This window comes from Shewanella septentrionalis, from assembly GCF_025370265.1.
GTDB classification, from domain to species: domain Bacteria; phylum Pseudomonadota; class Gammaproteobacteria; order Enterobacterales; family Shewanellaceae; genus Shewanella; species Shewanella hafniensis.
The window spans coordinates 21,790-42,283 of record NZ_JAMTCC010000042.1; the positions used below are offsets into that span (position 1 = coordinate 21,790).

Here is a 20,494-nt window from a genome sequence, read left to right on the forward strand (position 1 = left end):
GAATTTCAAGGGATTATCCTTGCTCTGCCAGACGTTTGAGTTTGCGCGCGCGCCAACTGTGCTGCACGATAAACAACAGCGCGAGTCCGAAGCCGATTTCATCGCTCAATGGCGTAGCAAGGATCAAGCTCGCACCCGCAAGGAAGCCGATAACGCGTTCCCACCAATAGAGTTTTTGTAGTAGATATCCGGTAAAGATCACGCCCCAAATACCAATACCGACCGTTGCCTTCAGCACCACAAAGGCCGTCGCTAATAAGCTATCACCTTGGAGCATCAAGGCTGGATCGTAAACCGCCATAAAGGGGATCACAAAACCAGCAATGGCGATCCTAATCGCCCAGAGACTGATCTTAAGCCCGGATTCCTTCGCAATCGGCGCTGCGGCAAAGCAGGCCAAGGCAACGGGCGGGGTGAGATCGGCCATGATGCCGAAATAGAACACAAACATGTGCGACACAATTAGCGGCACACCTAAGTCGAGTAATGCGGGTGCGGCTATTGAGCTGGTAATAATGTAGTTAGGAATCGTCGGGATCCCCATGCCGAGGACTAGGCAAGTGATCATAGTCAACACGAGTGACAAGAACAGGTTGTCTTGGCCAACGGCGAGAATGTAGCTTGCGAAAGTTGAAGCAATCCCTGTGAGTGACACTATGCCGATAATCACGCCCACTAAGGCGCAGGCAATACCCACAGGCACAGCATGACGCGCGCCTTCAACCAATGCGTGCAAGCAAACTGTGAGGGTCTCTTTGCCGCCCTTAATAAACCAACAAATGGCGACTAGCAGGGCGATAACCCCAAACACGACTCCAATTCCGAGTTGGAAGAAGCCAGCGCACAACACCCCAAGAGCAATCCAAAAGGCAATCCGCATCGCCATTGAAGACAACCGCAGGACGATGGCCGAGCCTAAGATCACTATCGAGGTGAGGGCTAAACCAACCATGCCAGAGAACAGCGGCGTTCTGCCTGAAAACAGCAAGTAGACCAAAATAAACAAGGGGATAAGCAGATACCAGCGTTCTTTAATCGCCGCCCAAGGATCGGGACACTGATCTTTGGGTAGGCCACAAAGATTGGCCCGTTTGGCTTCTAAGTGCACCATCCAAAATACTGAGCAAAAATAAAGTAGTGCGGGGATCAATGCCGCTTTAGCGATTTCGATAAAGGGCACGTTAATGGTTTCGGCCATGATAAAGGCCACGGCGCCCATGATAGGCGGCATGATCTGACTGCCCATACTCGATGTCGCTTCTACGCCACCGGCGAAGGCAGAGCGATAGCCAAATCGCTTCATCAATGGAATGGTAAATTGGCCTGTGGTGACGACGTTCGCCACTCCTGAGCCCGTAATCGTTCCCATCAGCGCCGATGACACCACTGCGACTTTAGCAGGGCCGCCGAGCTTGTGGCCGAACAATCCCATGGCAAAGTCGGTAAATAAACGGATCATCCCGGCTTGTTCTAGAAAAGAGCCGAAAAGAATAAACAGGAAGATATACGTCGCCGACACATAGGTTGGTGTGCCGTATAAGCCTTCGGTGCCGAAGGCGAGTTGGTTGATGATTTGATCGAAGCCATAGCCGCGGTGCATCAAATCGCCGGGTAGGTATTGACCCAATAAGCCATAGGCCAAAAAGATGCCGCAGATGATAGGCAGTGCCCAGCCCATAACTCGGCGCGCCGCTTCAAATACTAGTACGATCAAAGTGATACCTATCACCATGTCCGCATCGATCAGCTCGCCAGAACGTTGAATTAAGTCGGCTTCGAAATACCACTGATAAGCCGCCGTTGCCATGCCTGCTAAACCGAGTAGCCAAGCGAGCGGTTGCCAAGGTTGTGATTTACCTCTGGCGGGATAACTCAAAAAAACTACGAGCAGCAAAAAGCCAATATGGGTGGCGCGCAGAACTTGCGTCGACACGGGATGAAAAGCGGCAGTGATGATTTGAAAAATAGAAAAAATTAAGGCGGTATAGAACAGCGCCTTGGGCCAATCGCCTGTATTAGCGCTGAGACCTTGTTGGGGATCACTCATATTATGCCTCACAGCATTAGACTACAGAGGGCGATATATATACCCAAGCTACCTCAATATACGAGTTTCAGATCCGCTTCAATTCAAGGCGCATCAATGACTGAATTCTACCGTTTGAGGCTGTTTGGATATAAAAAGATGCCGTTATTCAACGGCATCGCGATCGCTTAGTTTGGAATAGGGTGCACAGATATCAGCAAAACTTAGAGTGCGCCAACTTCTTTGTAATAACGTTCTGCACCTGGATGTAGCGGTATCGGCAGATTTTTCGTCGCTTTCTCTAAACTGATAGCTTTAGCGGCCGAATGCGCGTTACCGAGACGGTCTAAGTGCTCGAACATTAGCTTAGTCATTTGATAGGCTAAATCGTCCGACACGCCGCTTTGCGTCACCAGCAGATTTTGAATGGCAACGGTAGAAACGTCTGTAGTTTGGCCTTCATAGGTCGATGCTGGGATCACACCGTGTTGATAGGCAGGATTGTTAATCTTAGCGATCACATCTTCTGGAATTTCAACAAAGTTAATCGCCATAGTTGCCGCTAAGTCGCGGATCGCGGCCATGCCCAGACCAGACGATTGCAAGGTCGCGTCTAACTGACGATTTTTGATGAGTTCTACGGATTCCGCATAAGGTAAAAACTCGACTTTACCCATGTCTTCGTAGCTTAAACCCGCGGCTTTGAAAATCGCTCTAGCATTGAGTTCGGTACCCGATTTAGGTGCACCGACAGAGATACGTTTCCCTTTTAAATCGGCCAAGGTTTTAATGCCAGACTCTTTATTGGCAACTATTTGAATGTAGTTAGGGTAAGCAGAGGCGAGCACACGGATTTTATCCAATGGCGTTTTAAAGCCCGCATCAATATCGCCTTGGTAAGCGGCTGCGACTGAGTCACCTAGCGCGAGCGCTAATTCGCCACGACCCGCTTGCAGTAGATTGAGGTTTTCTACCGAGGCTTTGGTCGCTTGAACTGAAGTTTTAGAGCCTTCGATTCCAGTGCCATAGAGTTGCGATAGGGCAACACCAATAGGGTAATACACGCCACTGGTACCGCCAGTGAGAATATTGATAAAAGCGGGAGCTGCAGCCATAGCGGCAGCGCTGAGAGTTAATGTTACTGCAGCGCCGACGGCAACAAAACGTTTTTTGATTTTCATGATGAAATATCCTTATTTTTTATATTGTTATGTAGGGTCTTTTGAGCTGGATATGCTTGAGTTAGCCTAATATAACTACATAAAACCTGAAAAAGGTCAATTAGGCTATAGTCGATAGCTGCTACTTTTGCATCACAAAACGAAGATTTTAGGCGGTTTTGCGGCGGCGGTATCATGGGGCTTAACGAGGTCGGTTTAAGGAAAAACGGACAATAAAAAGGGCTAACCTGAGTTAACCCTATTTGTGTTATTTGAGGATGAACCTTTGAATAATAAGACACTATTTAGTGTTATCTAAGAAACCTTTAGTGGCATTTTTCGCGTGTTTTGCTGCTTTCTTTTCTTTAGCAGACAACAGCGGTTGTTTCTTCGATTCTTTACGGTTTTTTTGCTCTTTACTCATATAAAACTCCATGTACTCTTTGGTTATTCATCAGGCTAATCATGTAAGCCGTACTCAATTGAACCTGTTCCATGATGTCCTGATTGAAGCGAAATTTTGATCTCGAATTACAACATTTTAAAATTACAAATATTTAAAATCATTGATAATTATCTGTGAATTTATTTGCCTCAATGAGCGATTACAGCAAAATAATCTTATCACCGAATTCCGTACCATGATCCATCGATCACTTAGAATAATTAACGCTAATGCTAGCGTTAACCTGTATAAGAAATATGCGATCTATAACACTGTACTCCTATTTTCATTCGAGTTTGTCATTTTGTGCGATCGAATGAGTGGGCTCGAACCAAAACTTCACTTAGCACTATATGCCTAGCGTCGACTCGATTTACCTAAAATCCCGCCTAATATGCCGCGCAAAATTTGTTTGCCTAATTGGCTGCCGACAGTGCGTGCCGCTTGCTTTGACAAGGTCTCTGCTAAACCTTGGCGGCGTTTATTGCCAAAAATGAGTTCACTAAACCAACCTTGTTCTTCGGCTTTTTGACCTGTTTGGCCATCATTTGCTGTATCACTTGCTGTGGATGTGGGGTTGCTGGTGGCAACGCCGGTACGTCTTTGGTTAAGCAGTTCGTAGGCCGATTCGCGGTTGATGGCATGATCGTATTTGCCACCAATCGGGCTTTGGGCGCGGACTTGGTGTAATTCCTCACTCGTGGCGGGTCCCATGCGACAACGCGGCGGTGCTATGAGTGCGCGCTCTACCATAGTTGGCACGCCCTTGTCCGCCAGCATAGACACTAAGGCTTCGCCCACGCCGAGCTGGGAAATAACCTCACTGACTACTAGTTTGGGGTTAGGCACAAAGGTTTCTGCGGCAGTTTTGACTGCCTTTTGATCCCTTGGCGTGTAAGCTCGCAGGGCATGTTGAATGCGATTGCCTAATTGCCCGAGAATTTCGCCCGGCACATCATCAGGAAATTGCGAGCAAAAATAAACGCCTACGCCTTTTGAGCGAATAAGGCGCATGATCTGTTCGACGCGTTTTAATAAACTAGGTGGGCAACCCTCAAAGAGTAAATGTGCTTCGTCGATAAAGAACACGAGTTTAGGTTTTTCGGGATCGCCGACTTCGGGCAAATTCTCAAATAATTCTGACAGTAGCCAGAGTAAAAAACTCGAGTATAAACGTGGCGTTAAAATCAGCTTATTCGCCGCTAACAAATTGATGATGCCGCGCCCCTGTAAATTGGTGCGCATAAGATCGTCAAGCTGCAACGCGGGTTCGCCAAAAAAGTCTTTGCCGCCATCGCGCTCAAGTCCTAACACCGAGCGCTGAATCGCCGCGAGGGATTGGGCGCTGATCAAACCATATTTGGCGGAGACGTCTTTGCGCTCCTCAGCAACTAAAGCCAGCATGGCTCGCAGATCATCTAAGTCGAGCAGCAATAACCCTTGGTCGTCCGCCAGTTGAAACACTATGTCTAAGATACCGCTTTGGGTGTCATTTAATTCTAAAATTCGGCTGAGTAAGGTCGGGCCCATTTCGCTGATGGTGGTACGCAGTGGATGGCCTTGAATACCCGCTAAATCCCATAACACCAGTGGGTTGGCTTCGTTGTGATAGTCCTCAATGCCAATTTGCGCCGCCCTTTGTAGCAGCTTTTCACTTGAGGTGCCCGCCATCGCTAGGCCTGAGATATCACCTTTAACATCCGTGATGAAAACCGGCACGCCTTGGCGCGAAAAACCTTCGGCTAGGCTCATTAGCGACACGGTTTTGCCTGTCCCTGTGGCGCCGGCAATTAATCCATGACGATTAGCATACTTAAGATTTAAGTGAACCTGCTGATCACCTTTCCCAATCAATAGAGTATTCAAGGTCATTCCTTATATTAACTTTAGCGCCTGTACATGGATTGCAGCTCCATATTTAAGTCGCTGTAGCGCGTCGTTTAACAGTATGAAAATCCACCATTGAGTGTTGGCCTTGGTATTATTTCTGTCAATGTTAGTGTTATACAGCAAAGAGCAAGCTTGTTAATGTCATTGTGCTTAAACGTGTCATTATTGTTGTACTAATTAGAGCGCTTTAAAGATGAAAATATTATTGATTATGTTAGCCTTATTATCTTCACTGTTGACGTCTGCCTGCGCCGAATTAGCGTGTTCTGCCAGAACTGATGTCGATCCCTATGAGCCCATGCGAGATAAACAGCGCTGTGTCGCCGAGGCGGATAAAAATCTCGACGAGTACCAAAAGGAAAAAGCAGCGGAAGAAAAACAACGGCTGAAAACGGCCATAGAACAAGCCACTCAAAAATCGTTAATTTAGAAAGGATATCTATGAAAGGTGCGGGCGGAACACAGGGCGGGACGGGACAATTTTTTATAGGTCTAGCCATGATGTGTGGCGGATTTTATTTATTGTTCAATGCAATACAAGTGAGCTCTAGCTTTGGGCTGGGCTATGGTTTATATCGAGTTAACGCCTTTGGGCAAGGCGTGTCGATCACCACAGGCATGGTGATGCTACCGTTTATTATCGGCATTGTGATGGTGTTTTTTGACGCTAAGAGTAAGTTAGCGTGGCTGCTGAGTTTAGGTTCGCTAACGGCCTTGATTGTGGGGGTTATTAGCTCGATTCAATTCCACTTTAAATCTATGTCGGCCTTTGAACTGATCGTGATCCTCGTTTTGGCCTTTGGTGGTTTGGGATTGTTTTTACGCTCACTGAAAGACGCGCCCACAAGCGATACACAAGCGAAATAACCACTAGACTCTTAATCACTAGATTCTTAACCACTAGGCGCTAGAGTGCAAATACGAAATAGATCTGTGCATCTAAGCGATTTTAATAGCGGGTTAACGAGTGTTTTTAACTACAGAGTGAAGGAATGCGATGCGTTGGCGTGATACTGACATAAGCTCCAATATCGAAGACAGACGCGGCCAGCAAATGGCATCTGCGGGCGTGCCGAGTGCTTTGTTACTCAGGTTCTTGCCCTTTTTGCTGAGAACTAAACTTGGCCGCGTGGTGTTGCTCATCGGCGGCATTTATTTCGCTTTTCAGTATTTTACTGGTGGCCTGTCACTTGACCCCAGCACTCAAGCTAATCTTAGCCAATCCCAATCTAGCGCAACGACCGCGGTACAGGATGAAAATGCCCAGTTTGTGGCGGCCATTTTAGGCACCACAGAAACCGTTTGGGGCCAGTTACTCAAGGGGCAATATAGAGAGCCTAAGTTAGTGCTTTATCGCAATATGACCTCCACTGGCTGCGGTATGGGACAGGCGCAGTCTGGGCCTTTCTATTGCCCCGCCGATAGCAAAGTATATATCGACCTTAGCTTTCTCGATGAGCTTAAAACCTTAGGTGCGCCCGGTGATTTTGCCTTTGCCTATGTGATTGCCCACGAGGTAGGTCACCATGTGCAAAACCTGCTGGGCACTAGCACTAAGGTGCGCCAAGCCCAGCAATCTGGCAGTAAAGTACAGGCTAATCAATTGAGTGTTGCACTTGAATTACAGGCAGATTGTTACGCGGGGATTTGGGGGCATTATGCCAATCAACAACTTAACTTACTTGAAGCGGGAGATTTAGCGGAAGGCATTGCCGCCGCCAGTGCTGTGGGTGACGATCGCTTGCAACAGATGGCGGGTCGCGCCGTACAGCCCGATGCCTTTACCCACGGTAGTTCGGCGCAGCGGGTGAAATGGTTTAAGACAGGGTTTGATTCGGGTAATCTCGCCAGTTGTAATACCTTTGCGGCGAAGTGATTTTGTTTGATATCTCAAATACGTACCGAACATAAATGCAAGGATAACTGAGTGGCCTTTAACGATACCTTTAGATTGAGCAGCCACGCGGTTATTACTAATGCGCAGGGGCAAGTGCTGTTGCTTAAGGCCAATTACGGTAACTTTGCTTGGGGTTTGCCCGGCGGCGCACTCGAGCCTGGTGAGACGATTCACGAGGCCTTAGTACGCGAATGCCAAGAGGAATTAGGCTTAGGTGTGCAGGTTAACTATTTGAGCGGCGTGTATTATCACAGCGCCTATCAATCCCAAGCCTTTATCTTTCGTTGTGAACTGGTGTTGCCTGAGGGGCCTGAGGTGGCAAAAAATGGGGCAGAAGGTGAGCTACTGCCGATCCACTTAAGCCACGAACATTCAGAGTTTGCCTTCCACGATATCGATACCCTCAGCGCGGTTCAGCAGCAAAGAATTAAAGATTGCCTCAATTTCAACGGGGTTGTCATGAGCGCAAAGTTTTAATGCTTTACTGGCAACCCGCCGGCCGTTAATCGGCTTGGGTTTGCGCGAGCAAGGTTTCTAAGCAGTGTTCCTTGATACCGTAATAGGCTTTAATGTCAGCAATTTGCGCGAGGATTGCGGCGCTGTCTTTCTGATTATTTTGTGGCTTTTTAACGGCCAAAATCATCTTATTTTTATTGGTATGTTCTAGGCTGATAAATTCAAACACCTTAGTCGCATAACCGTTGGCTTCCAAAAATAGCGCACGTAATGAATCCGTCACCATTTCAGCCTGTTGGCCCATGTGCACCCCATATTGCAGCATAGGTTTAAACAATTCGGGGCTGTGCATCTGCGGCCGAATTTGTTTATGGCAGCAAGGCGAACACATGATGATGTCGGCATTGGCGCGAATGCCATAATGAATCGCATAGTCAGTGGCGATATCGCAGGCGTGCAGCGCGATCATCACATCGGTTTGCTTAGGCGCATGGGTTCTCACATCGCCGCAGACAAACGACAAGCCTTGATGATCTAGCGTTGCCGCTGTTTCATTACATAAATCGGCCAAGGCTTGGCGCAATTCTACCCCAGTCACCTGCGCATCATTGTGTAGGCTATGGCGCAGGTAGTCATGGATTGCAAAGGTGAGATAGCCTTTGCCTGAACCAAAATCGACCACATTGATTGGCTGGTCATTCTTGTGGGGCGACGCTTCGAGCGCTTGGCTGAAAACCTCAATAAATTTATTGATTTGCTTCCATTTACGCGACATCGCAGGGATAAGATTATGCTGGCTGTCAGTCACACCGAGCTGAGTGAGGAAGGGACGTTCGATATCCACAAAACGCTTTTTCTCACGGTCATGTTCTAACGGCGCAGCGACGGTTTGTTTAACATTATGTGTGCTGATTTGGACTTTGCCTTTTTTGCTGATCTCAAGCTGAACTTCTGCCTGCGCCGTGGCTAAGTGGGCGCTCTTAAAATCGCTACCGAGTAACAGTTTTATGCTGGCTAAGCCTTCGTCATAACTCAGGTTTTTAGTGATGTGATTCGTCTGGTGTTGATACACAAACGACAGCATAGGTTCATTCTGCAAACTGATCGGCCGAATCGTAATGCGCTGCAGGCTTTTATCTGCCCCTCGGTACTTACTCAACAATAGTTTGATCAGACTATTCTTCGCCAAGCTGTCAGCCAAAAGCTGGTAAAAATCATCAAAAGAATTAAGCGCTGAATGGGACATTATTGTTTCCGAAAAAGTAACCAAGAAAAACAGGGTGAGTATTCTAACCGCGATCTGCCGCTACCTAAAGTTATTCTCATCGAGAAGGGGTTTGGGGCTTAACCATTACCATGTTTGGCTATGTCATTTGCCCCAAATTATCAAGCTGAATGCTAAGGCGCTAAGGCGCTAAGGATAAAGGCGCTAAGGATAAAGGTGCTATGGATATTGAACTAAGATGCCCGCTGAGCGAGTGCCAGTTTTAAGAAAATAAACGACTGAACAATAGGTGAGATAAAGCTAAAAAAAGCGTCGGACTGCATGCACTAGCACAGTCCGACAAAGTGGAAGATTTATCTAGTTAAGGTTGAGTTGGTGTGAGCTCTACTTGCCATAGGGAAAGGTTATTGGCGTTGTCAGTGATACCGATTAATGCCCTTTGATTTCCTTGACAGGATTTGCCGAGCAGAGGGCTAATGGTCATGGTTTGGGTATTGTTATAACTAAAAGCTGCTGTGCCTGCGGTCGTCACAGAGAAACTCGTGTTGATTTGAGTATTACTAGTCACTTCAGTTAAGTTCACATCACCTATTGTGTCACCAATATCGTTCTCTGTAAGATTTTGAACCAGCATAGTGTAACGAACACCGCAGCGATTATTACCAAAACTCGTTACACAGCGGTTATCTGTGTCGCTCGCGTATTCCAAATCAAATTGCAGTGGCTTATTGACTATGTCAGCGCTAATAAAGCCTGAAATATCTCGTACTGAGGTAATTCTCCCAAGACTCGTACCCGCAGCAGAGCTAGGTTTATCAACGAGTTCTGAGACAAAGCCACCAATATAATCGAGTGAGAAAGTACCGCCCTCTGCACCATTTTGAACGGCGATCATTTCTCCCCAAGCGGTGATTTTGATTGATGAGAATAGATAGTCATCTGGTGAATCAGTACTGTAGAGTCCATTAGGTCCATCAGATTCGACTGTGGCGGTAAATTTATAGCCGCTAGCATCTTTGATATAACGACCAAACTCGCCAGACTGCGCCTGTGGTGATTTACCTTCGTAGCTATCTGTATTCGCTGTATGGGCAATCACATAGTTTTGATTGGGCAGGAAGGTGACAAAACTGTCATTATCAGCTTCAGTATCAAGTACGTGCCAAGTACCAATCAGCGGATCTTTTTTATCTTCGATACGTGTGAGTGTAATGTCTCCTTCAGAATTGTCGATAAAACTCACCGTCAGTTTATCTAAATTCACGGTCGCGTTATTGACTGTGCTTCCTTCGTCATAAAACCCTCCTGAACCATCGGATTGTGCAATTATGCTGACACTAAAACTGCCTGTTTGTGAATCCCAAGTGTAATGGCCATATTCCACTGATGCAGCGCTTTGACCGCCATCACTTTCATGCTCGTGGATCATGATGTAGCTAGAATGGTCTTTAAATGTCAGCACAGTCCGTTGCTCTTCACCTTCGGTGAATAACCAGCTGCCTAAAAGTAAGTTACGATTTGAACTGTCAAAGTGTGTTAATGCTTGAGTTTCACTAATTAAAGTTAAGCCTGAGTTCTTGGTCGTAAAGGCTGCATTGATGTTGGCATCGAAATCGGCACTGGTGATATCGAGTACGGTATCGGCTAAGAGTTCGTGGCTTGTAGCCTTCACTTGAATACCATTTTCCACATCACAATCCTTATCTAAGGTTTGCAATAGCTGCAGAATATTAACTTTGGTGATTTCGTTACCTGCTGCAATTTCGGTGGGTGTGATCAAGTTGGCCGCTGCCGTTGCTGGAAACATAATCGCGCCAACGGAGAAGGTGACATGCTCACCTTTAAGATATTGATATTCACCGATATCACTGGTGATTCCTGATTCTTTGGTCTCGGTTTGGTAGTTAATGCCCGCGACTGGGCTGTCCCTCAGTATTCCAGTTAGCTCAGCATTGGGGTTATCTTCGCAAGTGACTAAAGTGGCGACCGCTGTCGTCGCATTTAAGGTGCCACTGCCATTAGTTACGCTGCAAGTTTGTGCCGCAGGTTGAGTGTTAACAGTAATCGCAAAGTTAATGCCTTCGTCTTGCATTGTGGGAAATGTAAAGGCTTTATCTGTGCCATCACTTTGAATTGAAAGTGTTTCTACTGCTTGACCATTTTTCTGTAATTCGAGTTTAATTGTGTCGGAAAGTCCTTTCACATTGCCTTTGATAGCGAGCTGGGGTGTTGGAGTTGGGGGCGGTGTGACTTCATCGTCGTCATTGTCGTCACCACCACAGGCTGTAAGTATTAGTCCTGCGAATAGCGGAATAGCAAGGAGGTAGGTCGGCTTCATTATATCAATTCCTTTTATGAAACTTAGGTAGACGTATTGAGTTACGTAGCTAAATCCACAGGCGCTTTCATTGCTTTACTGCGGTTTATGCTGAGCAATCGATATACCGAAGGCATAGAACAGTTATCGATAGAAAAGGTATATAACGGCTATCTTAAATCTGTCTTTGAAATCTATTGATTAAATTTGAATGCTAAACTTATCAATTAGTTACTTGATAGCTTTAGATGATGGCTAATCTGCTGAGTGCAGGGCTAGTGTGGGGAAGACTCTAAATCAAAGGAATCAATAAGCGGGGTCAGGTGTTGGTATAAATCTTCTGCTTCGACGGCAATGTCATTAGCGCCATGATCGCGGGCTTTTTGCCTTAACGCTTCAGAGGGCATAATGGTATATAAGTAAATGGGGGTTGGTATGCCAAGTTCCCTGATCATCCGTATCATTTTTAGGCCCGCCAAAGGATCGGCTTCCCGTCCCATATCGGTAATAATGGCATCGTAGCGATAGAGACCTAGTAGCGTGAGGGCATCTTGGGTTGTTTGTGTGGTGTACACCCCAATCTGCCTTTCTTCGAGGTATTGCCGTTCAGTTTGATTATTCTCAGGATGGTCATCCACCCAAAGGATCCTTGCTTTGACATTATTGGGTTCTGCTAACACTAAGGGATTGGCACGCTGAGTTTGCTGGTGGCTTGCTACTGCAAGTGTTATCGCAACAGACGCGATAAATAGCCACAGATAACGCAAGTTAACTCGTTTGTAGCTTGGCTGGGTTTGATTTGGGCTTTGTTGCCGATCACTATCGGATTGCGGTGTTTTACTCGAGTCGAGATTGACTGTCGGGGTGTAGGTATTCAGGGGCGTTGTTGTTTGTGCATTATCGTTCTGTGAATTGAGGATGGCGGCAATATCATGGGATAAGCGGTAACCTCTTCCGTGGAGTGTTTGGATTATCGGAATTTCTAATCCTGCTGAAGCGAACAATTTACGAGTATCTGAAATTAGCCTAGCTACTGACCAACTGCTCACGACTGTGTTAGGCCAAATTTTTTCGAGTAAAAATGCTTGGTCACAATGTGCCGGATAGGCTTCAATCAAGAGACTAATCAGTAGGATAACGCGTTCATCACAGTTAATGCGTTCACTATTGCAGTGCAGAGTGCGGTTTTGAACATCCAGCATAAACGTTCGAAAAGTGTAATGCATTCATGTCCTTTTGCGTTTCAAAGTCTAAGTCAGCTTAGAGTTGTTTTAAATGTTAATTATTTGTTAGATCCTAATTCAAGCGAAACTTAGCTGTTTAGTCAACTTGATTTGTGCTCATGGGGTGGGGAAAGCTCGAATAAAAATCTGGCTACCCAGCTTAATTTCGCGAGCTCAACCGCATTTTGACGGTCTGAAACCGCAGCTCATTTGTTCTTTAGGTAGCAAAATTTAACGGTGGGTGTCTTGATAAACTGGGGTTGTGATGATTGCGAAGTTTTAATGCTTTGTCAGCGAGCGTGAGCTGTTACTTGGTTTGATTGCTTTTAAAAGCAAAGTCAAAGTCGTGGGGCTTTACCCCCTGATTTTTTAATCAAGTGTCGACCAAGGAGGACTGCTCGTCCTATCCTCCTTCCTATTTATAACCACTCAGCCATGACGCCCCCAACGGAGTTGAAAGCCCCTTGGGCAATTAGCGTTCTTATGCTATCGCGTCAGACGCTCGTCCCTGATTCGACTGACGCTATCTCGGCATCTGATAGGCAGGATGCCTGAATGTCGTGAAGTGCATGAATGCACTAGAACGACCATGCCGAGACTCACGCGCTCTTTATTAAATCAAGAGCTCTATTCGCCCTGCGGCAACTCCGAGGGGATGCGTATTCCGTCGATTTTTGAGTTGTCTGATTGGTCACTTAAAGCATTAAAAAGTTGTGGATGTCCTGTTTCACCCGATTATGCCCTCAATAAAAGTTAGTGTTATTACAGTTTCATATATATTACTTAGCCTTTGTCATTTCTTTTATGGCATCACCGAAACCGGGCATTGTTGGGCCACTATCCTGGGAGAGTAATCCCGTTTCAGTGCGGCAGAAAAGTGCCTGTAGGATAATATCGCGGGATTCTTTATCGATTGCCGATTCGTTACTGAGTGATAAATATAGGTATGTTAATTGCTCGCGTTCTTCTGCATCACGCATTAAATGGAAGGTACTAAAAGCTAATCTATTCAATGCTCGTAGTGCAAAACCAAACACTGCAACAAGCGAACCAAACAGAACCATACCAGGTACAGTTTTCACTGAAAGCGCCGTTTCTCCACCTAATAACCAGGCTTGGAATAGGTCAAGACCTGTCGTTATCGCAACCAGCACGAGTATGCCTATCGCAATGACAAAAGCGAAACCTTGCACTCTATATTTATTAGCTGATTGCTTCCAGTACTCAGCAGGTTTAGCTAATCGAAGCTTATCTTGATACGTTTGTTCGAGCTCATTAATTCGATTTTGCCAACTACTGATATGTTCATCCATTTCTATATGATATTTTTTGCTTTCTTTTTTAGCTAATCGTCCAAAAGCAGCATTGCGGCCCAAAAATTTTAACCTTGCTCGTTCTAACTGTTCATCCACGTTATGAACAGATTGGTCAAACCATTCAGTAAATTGCTCTTGATTTTTATCATATTGCTGCTGATTTTCATCGATTTTTTTGGTTATTTCGGCACTTTTAGCGGCAAACTGCTCTTTCAATCGTGTTAATGTTGCTCTTTCTGACCCTCGACGTTTAACCAAATCACTGTTTTGGTATTGATATTCGTAGGCAAGCAGCGCGCCATCGAAGGCATCTTTTGAATTAAAAGGTTGTACTTTATTATTCAAATACTCTAAAAATGCTCCCGCTACACCATATCCTCTCTCAAGCATTATAGTGACCACTTTGTCTGCGTATTCATGACCACTATATAGCCAATACGCGCTTAAATATTGTCTCTGACTTTGAAAGATATCTCGTAAACGCTCATTCAGTTCATTATCTTCCCATGTATTTACTAGAGCATCTGCAACAACATTTTGAATATTTCTAAGATTACCTGTCCCAATGTTAATTTTTTTGTTTTGTTCTGTTAATCCTTTGACTTCCTGCCAATATGCCATTTCCCTATCAATAAACTCCTTAAGCTGCTTTAAATTATTAAACTCAAAATTAGTTCCCATCCGATCGGTAAATTGCAGCCGCATAATTGCTCTATTCAGACTCATATCGCCTCTATCTATTTCATTCAAAATGCCGTTTATACTGTGTTCTTTTATTCAGTATAGTTCAATAAGTTTCTACAAATCATACGGATAAGCATGAGAGTGCTGCACCTAAATTAACGAGCCACCATCTTTAAATTTACAGAGTGCATGCTTGTAAAAAGTTGTGCAAATTACTGTAGAGGTTGGCAAGATTAAGCACTGTCATGGAAGTGACCGTTGACGGCATGGATGCCGTCGTCGAGCCCTCAGGGATGAGTTAATGGCGTGTCACTGGAATGACAGTGCTTAATTGTTGAAACAGAATGATGAACCCCGTTTCTATGAGTAATTAGCACCGCTGTGTCTTTGTTTAATTCCTACCCAAAACAAATACAAGCTGGATTCCCGCTCACAAGCATTGCTGGAATGACAGTGCTTAATCAATTTAGTCATTACGATATAAGCGCAAACCAAGGTGTGGCAACTTGTCATTCACCTTATGGCTCTCGTCTCGTGGCTCTTGTCTTGTGGATCAAGCGCGCAGGCGGGTTTTCTTCTGTTATAATGCCCCCTCGATTTTTTGGAGGCGAGAATGGACGTATCTTCTTTACTAGACGGCCTGAATGATAAGCAGCGCGAGGCTGTCGCGGCACCGCAATCTAGCATGTTAGTGTTGGCGGGCGCGGGCAGTGGTAAAACTCGGGTGTTGACCCACCGCATTGCGTGGTTGATGCAGGTTGAACAGCAGAGTCCTTACTCGATTCTTGCGGTGACGTTTACCAATAAAGCTGCTGCTGAGATGCGCGAGCGAGTTGAAAAAGTCGCTGGCACCAATATGGGCCGCATGTGGATTGGCACGTTCCACGGCTTGGCGCATCGCTTGTTGCGCACTCACTTCCAAGATGCGGGTTTACCGCAAAGCTTCCAAATCCTCGATTCTGACGACCAAGTACGCTTGATCAAACGTATTCTAAAAAGCCTGAATTTGGATGAAAAACAATATCCTCCACGCCAAGCTCAGGGTTATATCAATGGTAAAAAAGACCAAGGATTACGCCCTAAACATATCGATGCGGGCGGTTTTCCGCTTGAGCAAAATCTGTTAAAAATCTATCAGGTTTATCAAGAGTCTTGCGACCGCGCTGGTTTAGTCGATTTTGCCGAAATCCTATTACGTGCCCATGAGTTATGGCTCAATAAGCCGCACTTGTTGGCCCATTATCAAGACAGATTCAAGCATATTTTGGTGGACGAGTTCCAAGATACCAACGCCATTCAATACGCGTGGATCCGCGTGCTTGCCGGTCAAACTGCCAATGTAATGATAGTCGGTGATGACGACCAATCGATTTACGGTTGGCGCGGTGCTCAGGTTGAAAACCTACATAGATTCTTAAAAGATTTCCCGACGGCGACCACGATTCGTCTCGAACAAAACTATCGCTCGAAGGGCAATATTCTTAAAGCGTCCAACGCCTTAATCGCCAATAACCCAGAACGTATGGGCAAAGAGTTGTGGACGGATGAAGCCGATGGCGATCCGATTTCGCTCTATTGCGCCTTTAATGAAATGGACGAGGCGCGCTTTATTGTCGGCCGGATAAATGATTGGCACGAAAAGGGCGGCAACCTCAGTGATTGTGCGATTTTATATCGTTCTAACGCTCAGTCGCGAGTATTGGAAGAAGCCTTATTACACAAAGGCTTAGCTTATCGAATCTACGGCGGTTTACGCTTCTTCGAACGCCAAGAAATTAAAGATGCCATGGGTTACCTGCGGTTGATCAATAACAAAGACGACGATGCGGCATTCGAGCGTGTGGTGAACACGCCGCCCCGTGGCATTGGCGATCGCACTTTGGATATTTTGCGCTCCACGGCGCGCCAGCATGAGTTAACCCTGTGGCAGGCGAGTGTGCGTTTGCTCGACGAGAAAGTGCTCGCGGGCCGCGCGGCGAATTCTGTGCGTGGTTTCATGGACTTAATCATGACGATGCGTGAAGACACCCAAGATATGGTGCTGTATCGCATGGCCGATACAGTGATCCAAGCTTCGGGTCTTAAGGCCATGTATGAAGCCGAAAAGGGTGAAAAAGCCCACGCTAGAATCGAAAACTTAGAAGAATTAGTTACAGCGGCGCGTACCTTCGAAATGCCAGAAGAGCTGGAGGACATGGGCGAACTTAATGGTTTTCTCTCCCACGCGGCGCTCGAAGCAGGCGAAGGCCAAGCCGATGCCTTTACCGATGCGGTGCAGCTAATGACGCTGCATTCTGCCAAAGGGCTAGAGTTCACTATGGTGTTCATGGCGGGGGTCGAAGAAGGGATCTTCCCGAGTAAAATGGCACTCGAAGAGGGCGATAGACTCGATGAAGAACGCCGCCTCTGCTATGTGGGCATGACCCGCGCGATGGAAAAACTCTACATTACCTATGCGGAATCGCGCCGTATTTATGGCCGAGAAGATTATGCCCGGCCATCGCGTTTTATCAAAGAGATCCCACCGCAATATGTGGATGAAATCCGCCTCAAGGCGCAGGTTTCAACCCCAATGGCGAATAATCGTTTTAGCACCCAAAAATCAGCTGCCACAAACGATACCGGTTTTAACGTCGGCCAACGAGTCAATCACCCTAAATTTGGTGAAGGCAAGGTGACCAACTTTGAGGGCAGCGGTGCCCAAGGGCGCGTGCAAGTCAGCTTTACTGACTTTGGCAGCAAGTGGTTAGTCGTGGCTTACGCTCGTTTAGAAGCGCTGTGATTACTGCCATCATCGCGATAAATGTCAGCTTTTTGTGACACGCTTTTAGGGGATGAATTCGCATCGGGAGAAGCATGGGTATATGATGCTAAGCCTGAAAACGAGTGGAAACTTGAGGGTATTGGGAGTACCTAGTTAATGAATTTAAAGCAAAAGTGGGATGTGTATTCCCGTCTTACTCGAATCGACCGCCCCATAGGTACGCTATTATTGCTGTGGCCATGTTTGATGGCGCTAATGTTAGCTGCGGGTGGCATGCCGGATCTTAAGGTCTTGGTTATCTTCATTATTGGCGTAGTGATCATGCGTGCCTGTGGCTGCATTATTAACGACTATGCCGATCGCGATCTCGATTCTTTTGTTGAACGCACTCGATCACGCCCGCTAGCCAGTGGCGAAATCAGCACCAAAGAAGCGCTGATACTGTTCGTCATTTTAGGTTTATCCGCTTTTGGTTTAGTCTTATTACTCAATGGATTAGTCGTTAAACTATCCGTTGTTGGCATTATCCTCACGATTATTTACCCCTTCACTAAACGTATCACCAACATGCCGCAGATGTTTTTAGGCATAGTGTGGAGTTGGTCTATCCCTATGGCTTACGCCGCACAAACGGGTGAAGTGCCGATGGAGGCTTGGTGGTTATTTGCCGCCAATTGGTGTTGGACTGTCGCCTACGACACTATGTATGCCATGGTCGATAGGGACGATGATCTAAAAGTGGGTATTAAATCTACTGCGATTTTGTTTGGTAAATATGATCGCCAAATCATAGGGTTATTTCAGCTTGCCGCGTTGGCTTGTTTTATCGCCGCCGGTTGGAGCGCCGATCGTGGTTTGCTTTATGGTTTAGGCATACTGACTTTTGTCGGTTTTAGTACTTACCAGCAAATGCTGATTTTTGATCGTGAACGAGCCCCTTGTTTTAAAGCCTTCCTCAATAATAACTGGGCAGGTTTAGCCTTATTTGTTGGGCTGGGCGCGGATTATTTGATTTAAGGGGGGATTGATCCGTTAGTTTGAACATCGACTTTGCTTTTTGGCCTCTCGCTCTGAGAGGCCTTCATATAGACTCCAATCTCTATCCCCCTGAATACGTAGGTTTACATTTTAAGTCCGATAATTGACTAGAGCTTACTGGTTTTTGCTGCCGTGTTTAGCCTATAGTGCTGAGTCCTAAGTGTTAAGTTTATATTGGCATCTATTACTAACATCATGCTTAAGTAACAAGGAGTCGTTATGTTTATTCCGCCAGGATTTGCACGGGTTAGCCCGTATATGATTATCAACAATGCCGATAGTTTAGTAGCCTTTATGCAAAAAGCCTTTGATGCTAAAGCGCTACATATTTCCCATCGATTGGATGGCAAAATAGCCAATGCGCAGATGCAAATCGGCGACTGCCTATTTATGTTAAGCGAGGCGAGTGAAGCGTTTCCGTCAATGCCAGCATCCTACTATTTGTATGTGGCAGATGCCGATAAATCGGTGGCTCAGGCGCTTGCTGCTGCGGGCGAGTTAATCATGGCAGTGGCGGATAAACCCTATGGCGATCGCCAAGGTGGAGTGCGGGATCCCGTGGGCAATTTGTGGTGGATCTCCCAACGTTTAGCCGCAGGGCCATATCAGGATTGATCGTCAAGTGATAACCAGCCAAAGGAGGTGATGTATGCCGTGCCAGTTAACCCGATTATTTGGAATCGAATTGCCAATTATTCAAGCGCCTATGGCGGGTGTTCAGGGCAGTGCCTTAACGATAGCCGTGTCTCAAGCCGGTGCGTTGGGATCTTTGCCCTGCGCCATGTTATCCCTTGAAGCATTAGATGCCGCGTTGACACTGATCCGCGCCCAGACGACTAAGCCCATCAATGTAAACTTCTTTTGTCATCACGAGCCCGAACCGCAAGCGGCGAAACAAGCCATGTGGCTCAAGCAACTCGTGCCTTATTTTGCTGAGCTGGGTATCCATCCTGATACCCAAGCTGCGGGAGTACAACGCGCGCCTTACACGAGTGCTCAGGCTGAAGTGTTAGCCAAATTCAAACCTGAGGTGGTGAGTTTTCACTTTGGTTTACCCAATGAAGACTTGTTGCTGGAGATAAAGTCTTGGGGATCTAAGATCATCTCGACGGCGACCACAGTGGAAGAAGCGCTCTGGTTAGAAGCGCGTGGCGTAGATGCCATTATTGCGCAGGGTTTAGAAGCGGGCGGCCATAGGGGACATTTTTTATCCGATGATTTAACCGAGCAGCTCGGCACTTTTAGTTTATTGCCGCAAATCATCGCCGCCGTGGATATTCCTGTTATTGCAGCGGGTGGCATAGTCGATGCCAAAACCGTGCGTGCCGCTATGGCGATGGGCGCTTCGGCGGTGCAAGTGGGGACGGCCTATTTACTTTGTCCTGAATGCACCACCAGTGATATTCACCGTGCCGCCCTGCAGAGTGAGGCGGCGCAACATACGGCTCTGACTAACTTATTTTCCGGTCGCCCCGCCCGTGGCATAGTGAACCGTTTTATGGCCGAGATGGGGCCGATAAATGAGGCTGTGCCAGATTTCCCCTTGGCATCCTCGGCAGTTGCAGGCTTAAGAGCTGCGGCGGAGCGACAAGGATTTGGTGATTTTAGCCCACTTTGGTGTGGCCAAAATGTAACAGGCTGTCAGGCTATTCCCGCCGCAGAGCTGACGAGGCAATTGGCGTTAGGTTTGATGGTCTAATGATCAGTTTGAGCGTTTTTAAGCCAGCATTGTATTCATGGTTTTATCCATCATGTTATTGATAAGCCAAGCTACTTTTTTGGGTTTTTACTATCGCATAGGCTTGGCTAGATCAACTGACAAGGATGTTAAATGCTAAAAATTCGACTAAGACGCCCAGCTAAATATCGAATTTATTTTCTCATTTTGATGATTATTGTGTATTGGCTTGGGTTTAATTTACTGCCAGAACAGTTAACGCAAACAAGTGAGCAGTTGTCTTTGGCTGTCGTCAGTGCACTATATTTTGTGTTGTTACCTCTGCTTTATTGGTATTGGATTATCAAAATTGGTGCGCAAAAAAGCTGGAAAATA

At 46.4% G+C, this 20,494-nt stretch carries 16 protein-coding genes and 1 pseudogene; 9 read left to right on the top strand and 8 right to left on the bottom strand.

The annotated features are described in order from the left end of the window. Window positions 1–13: 13 nt before the first annotated feature. The 4 genes from NE536_RS19145 to NE536_RS19160 form a co-directional block, all read right to left on the bottom strand. Complete coding sequence (locus NE536_RS19145; RefSeq protein ID WP_261273689.1) at window positions 14–2,047, bottom strand: TRAP transporter permease; 2,034 nt, start codon at window positions 2,045–2,047, stop codon at window positions 14–16. Between the two features lie 203 nt (window positions 2,048–2,250). Next, on the bottom strand, window positions 2,251–3,207 hold the full coding sequence (locus NE536_RS19150) for a TAXI family TRAP transporter solute-binding subunit (RefSeq protein ID WP_106648291.1): 957 nt from the start codon (window positions 3,205–3,207) through the stop codon (window positions 2,251–2,253). 280 nt (window positions 3,208–3,487) lie between these two features. Further along, window positions 3,488–3,610 carry a hypothetical protein gene (locus NE536_RS19155; protein ID WP_006079924.1) on the bottom strand — a complete coding sequence of 41 codons (123 nt, stop codon included), beginning with the start codon at window positions 3,608–3,610 and terminating at the stop codon, window positions 3,488–3,490. A 378-nt stretch (window positions 3,611–3,988) separates the two neighbouring features. Continuing rightward, entirely contained in the window at window positions 3,989–5,497 is a 1,509-nt protein-coding gene (locus tag NE536_RS19160) for a helicase HerA-like domain-containing protein (RefSeq protein ID WP_261273690.1), read from the bottom strand. Between the two features lie 217 nt (window positions 5,498–5,714). Between NE536_RS19160 and NE536_RS19165 the strand changes: the two genes are divergently transcribed. The 4 genes from NE536_RS19165 (at window position 5,715) to NE536_RS19180 (ending at window position 7,895) form a co-directional block, all read left to right on the top strand. Beyond that, the gene (locus NE536_RS19165; protein ID WP_261273691.1) at window positions 5,715–5,951 is read left to right on the top strand and encodes a hypothetical protein; all 237 of its coding nucleotides are present in this window, start codon (window positions 5,715–5,717) and stop codon (window positions 5,949–5,951) included. A gap of 11 nt (window positions 5,952–5,962) precedes the next feature. After that, a complete protein-coding gene (locus NE536_RS19170; protein WP_261273692.1) occupies window positions 5,963–6,388 on the top strand; it encodes a hypothetical protein in 426 nt (141 codons plus the stop codon). A 130-nt stretch (window positions 6,389–6,518) separates the two neighbouring features. Beyond that, window positions 6,519–7,397 (top strand): KPN_02809 family neutral zinc metallopeptidase, encoded by an 879-nt coding sequence (ypfJ, locus tag NE536_RS19175; protein ID WP_261273693.1) that lies wholly within the window; start codon window positions 6,519–6,521, stop codon window positions 7,395–7,397. Window positions 7,398–7,448: 51 nt separating this feature from the next. Further along, on the top strand, window positions 7,449–7,895 hold the full coding sequence (locus NE536_RS19180; protein WP_261273694.1) for an NUDIX hydrolase: 447 nt from the start codon (window positions 7,449–7,451) through the stop codon (window positions 7,893–7,895). Between the two features lie 25 nt (window positions 7,896–7,920). Here the strand turns inward: NE536_RS19180 and NE536_RS19185 are convergent, their stop codons facing one another. The 4 genes from NE536_RS19185 to NE536_RS19200 all read right to left on the bottom strand — a co-directional run bounded on the left by NE536_RS19185 (window position 7,921) and on the right by NE536_RS19200 (window position 14,681). Further along, complete coding sequence (locus NE536_RS19185) at window positions 7,921–9,120, bottom strand: class I SAM-dependent methyltransferase (RefSeq protein ID WP_261273695.1); 1,200 nt, start codon at window positions 9,118–9,120, stop codon at window positions 7,921–7,923. 340 nt (window positions 9,121–9,460) lie between these two features. Next, complete coding sequence (locus NE536_RS19190; RefSeq protein WP_261273696.1) at window positions 9,461–11,437, bottom strand: hypothetical protein; 1,977 nt, start codon at window positions 11,435–11,437, stop codon at window positions 9,461–9,463. A 254-nt stretch (window positions 11,438–11,691) separates the two neighbouring features. Continuing rightward, window positions 11,692–12,642 carry a response regulator gene (locus NE536_RS19195; protein WP_261273697.1) on the bottom strand — a complete coding sequence of 317 codons (951 nt, stop codon included), beginning with the start codon at window positions 12,640–12,642 and terminating at the stop codon, window positions 11,692–11,694. A gap of 776 nt (window positions 12,643–13,418) precedes the next feature. Then, entirely contained in the window at window positions 13,419–14,681 is a 1,263-nt protein-coding gene (locus NE536_RS19200; protein WP_261273698.1) for a DUF6161 domain-containing protein, read from the bottom strand. A 571-nt stretch (window positions 14,682–15,252) separates the two neighbouring features. On the opposite strand from NE536_RS19200, the gene uvrD reads away from it, so the two are divergent. The 5 genes and pseudogenes from uvrD to NE536_RS19225 form a co-directional block, all read left to right on the top strand. Further along, window positions 15,253–17,421 (top strand): DNA helicase II, encoded by a 2,169-nt coding sequence (gene uvrD, locus NE536_RS19205; protein WP_006084318.1) that lies wholly within the window; start codon window positions 15,253–15,255, stop codon window positions 17,419–17,421. Between the two features lie 138 nt (window positions 17,422–17,559). Further along, complete coding sequence (ubiA, locus tag NE536_RS19210; protein WP_012197690.1) at window positions 17,560–18,420, top strand: 4-hydroxybenzoate octaprenyltransferase; 861 nt, start codon at window positions 17,560–17,562, stop codon at window positions 18,418–18,420. Between the two features lie 240 nt (window positions 18,421–18,660). After that, window positions 18,661–19,056 carry a VOC family protein gene (locus NE536_RS19215; RefSeq protein WP_261273699.1) on the top strand — a complete coding sequence of 132 codons (396 nt, stop codon included), beginning with the start codon at window positions 18,661–18,663 and terminating at the stop codon, window positions 19,054–19,056. Window positions 19,057–19,090: 34 nt separating this feature from the next. Continuing rightward, window positions 19,091–20,140 carry an NAD(P)H-dependent flavin oxidoreductase gene (locus NE536_RS19220; protein WP_261273700.1) on the top strand — a complete coding sequence of 350 codons (1,050 nt, stop codon included), beginning with the start codon at window positions 19,091–19,093 and terminating at the stop codon, window positions 20,138–20,140. A 132-nt stretch (window positions 20,141–20,272) separates the two neighbouring features. Next, window positions 20,273–20,494: pseudogene (locus tag NE536_RS19225) on the top strand (hypothetical protein); the annotation flags it as partial.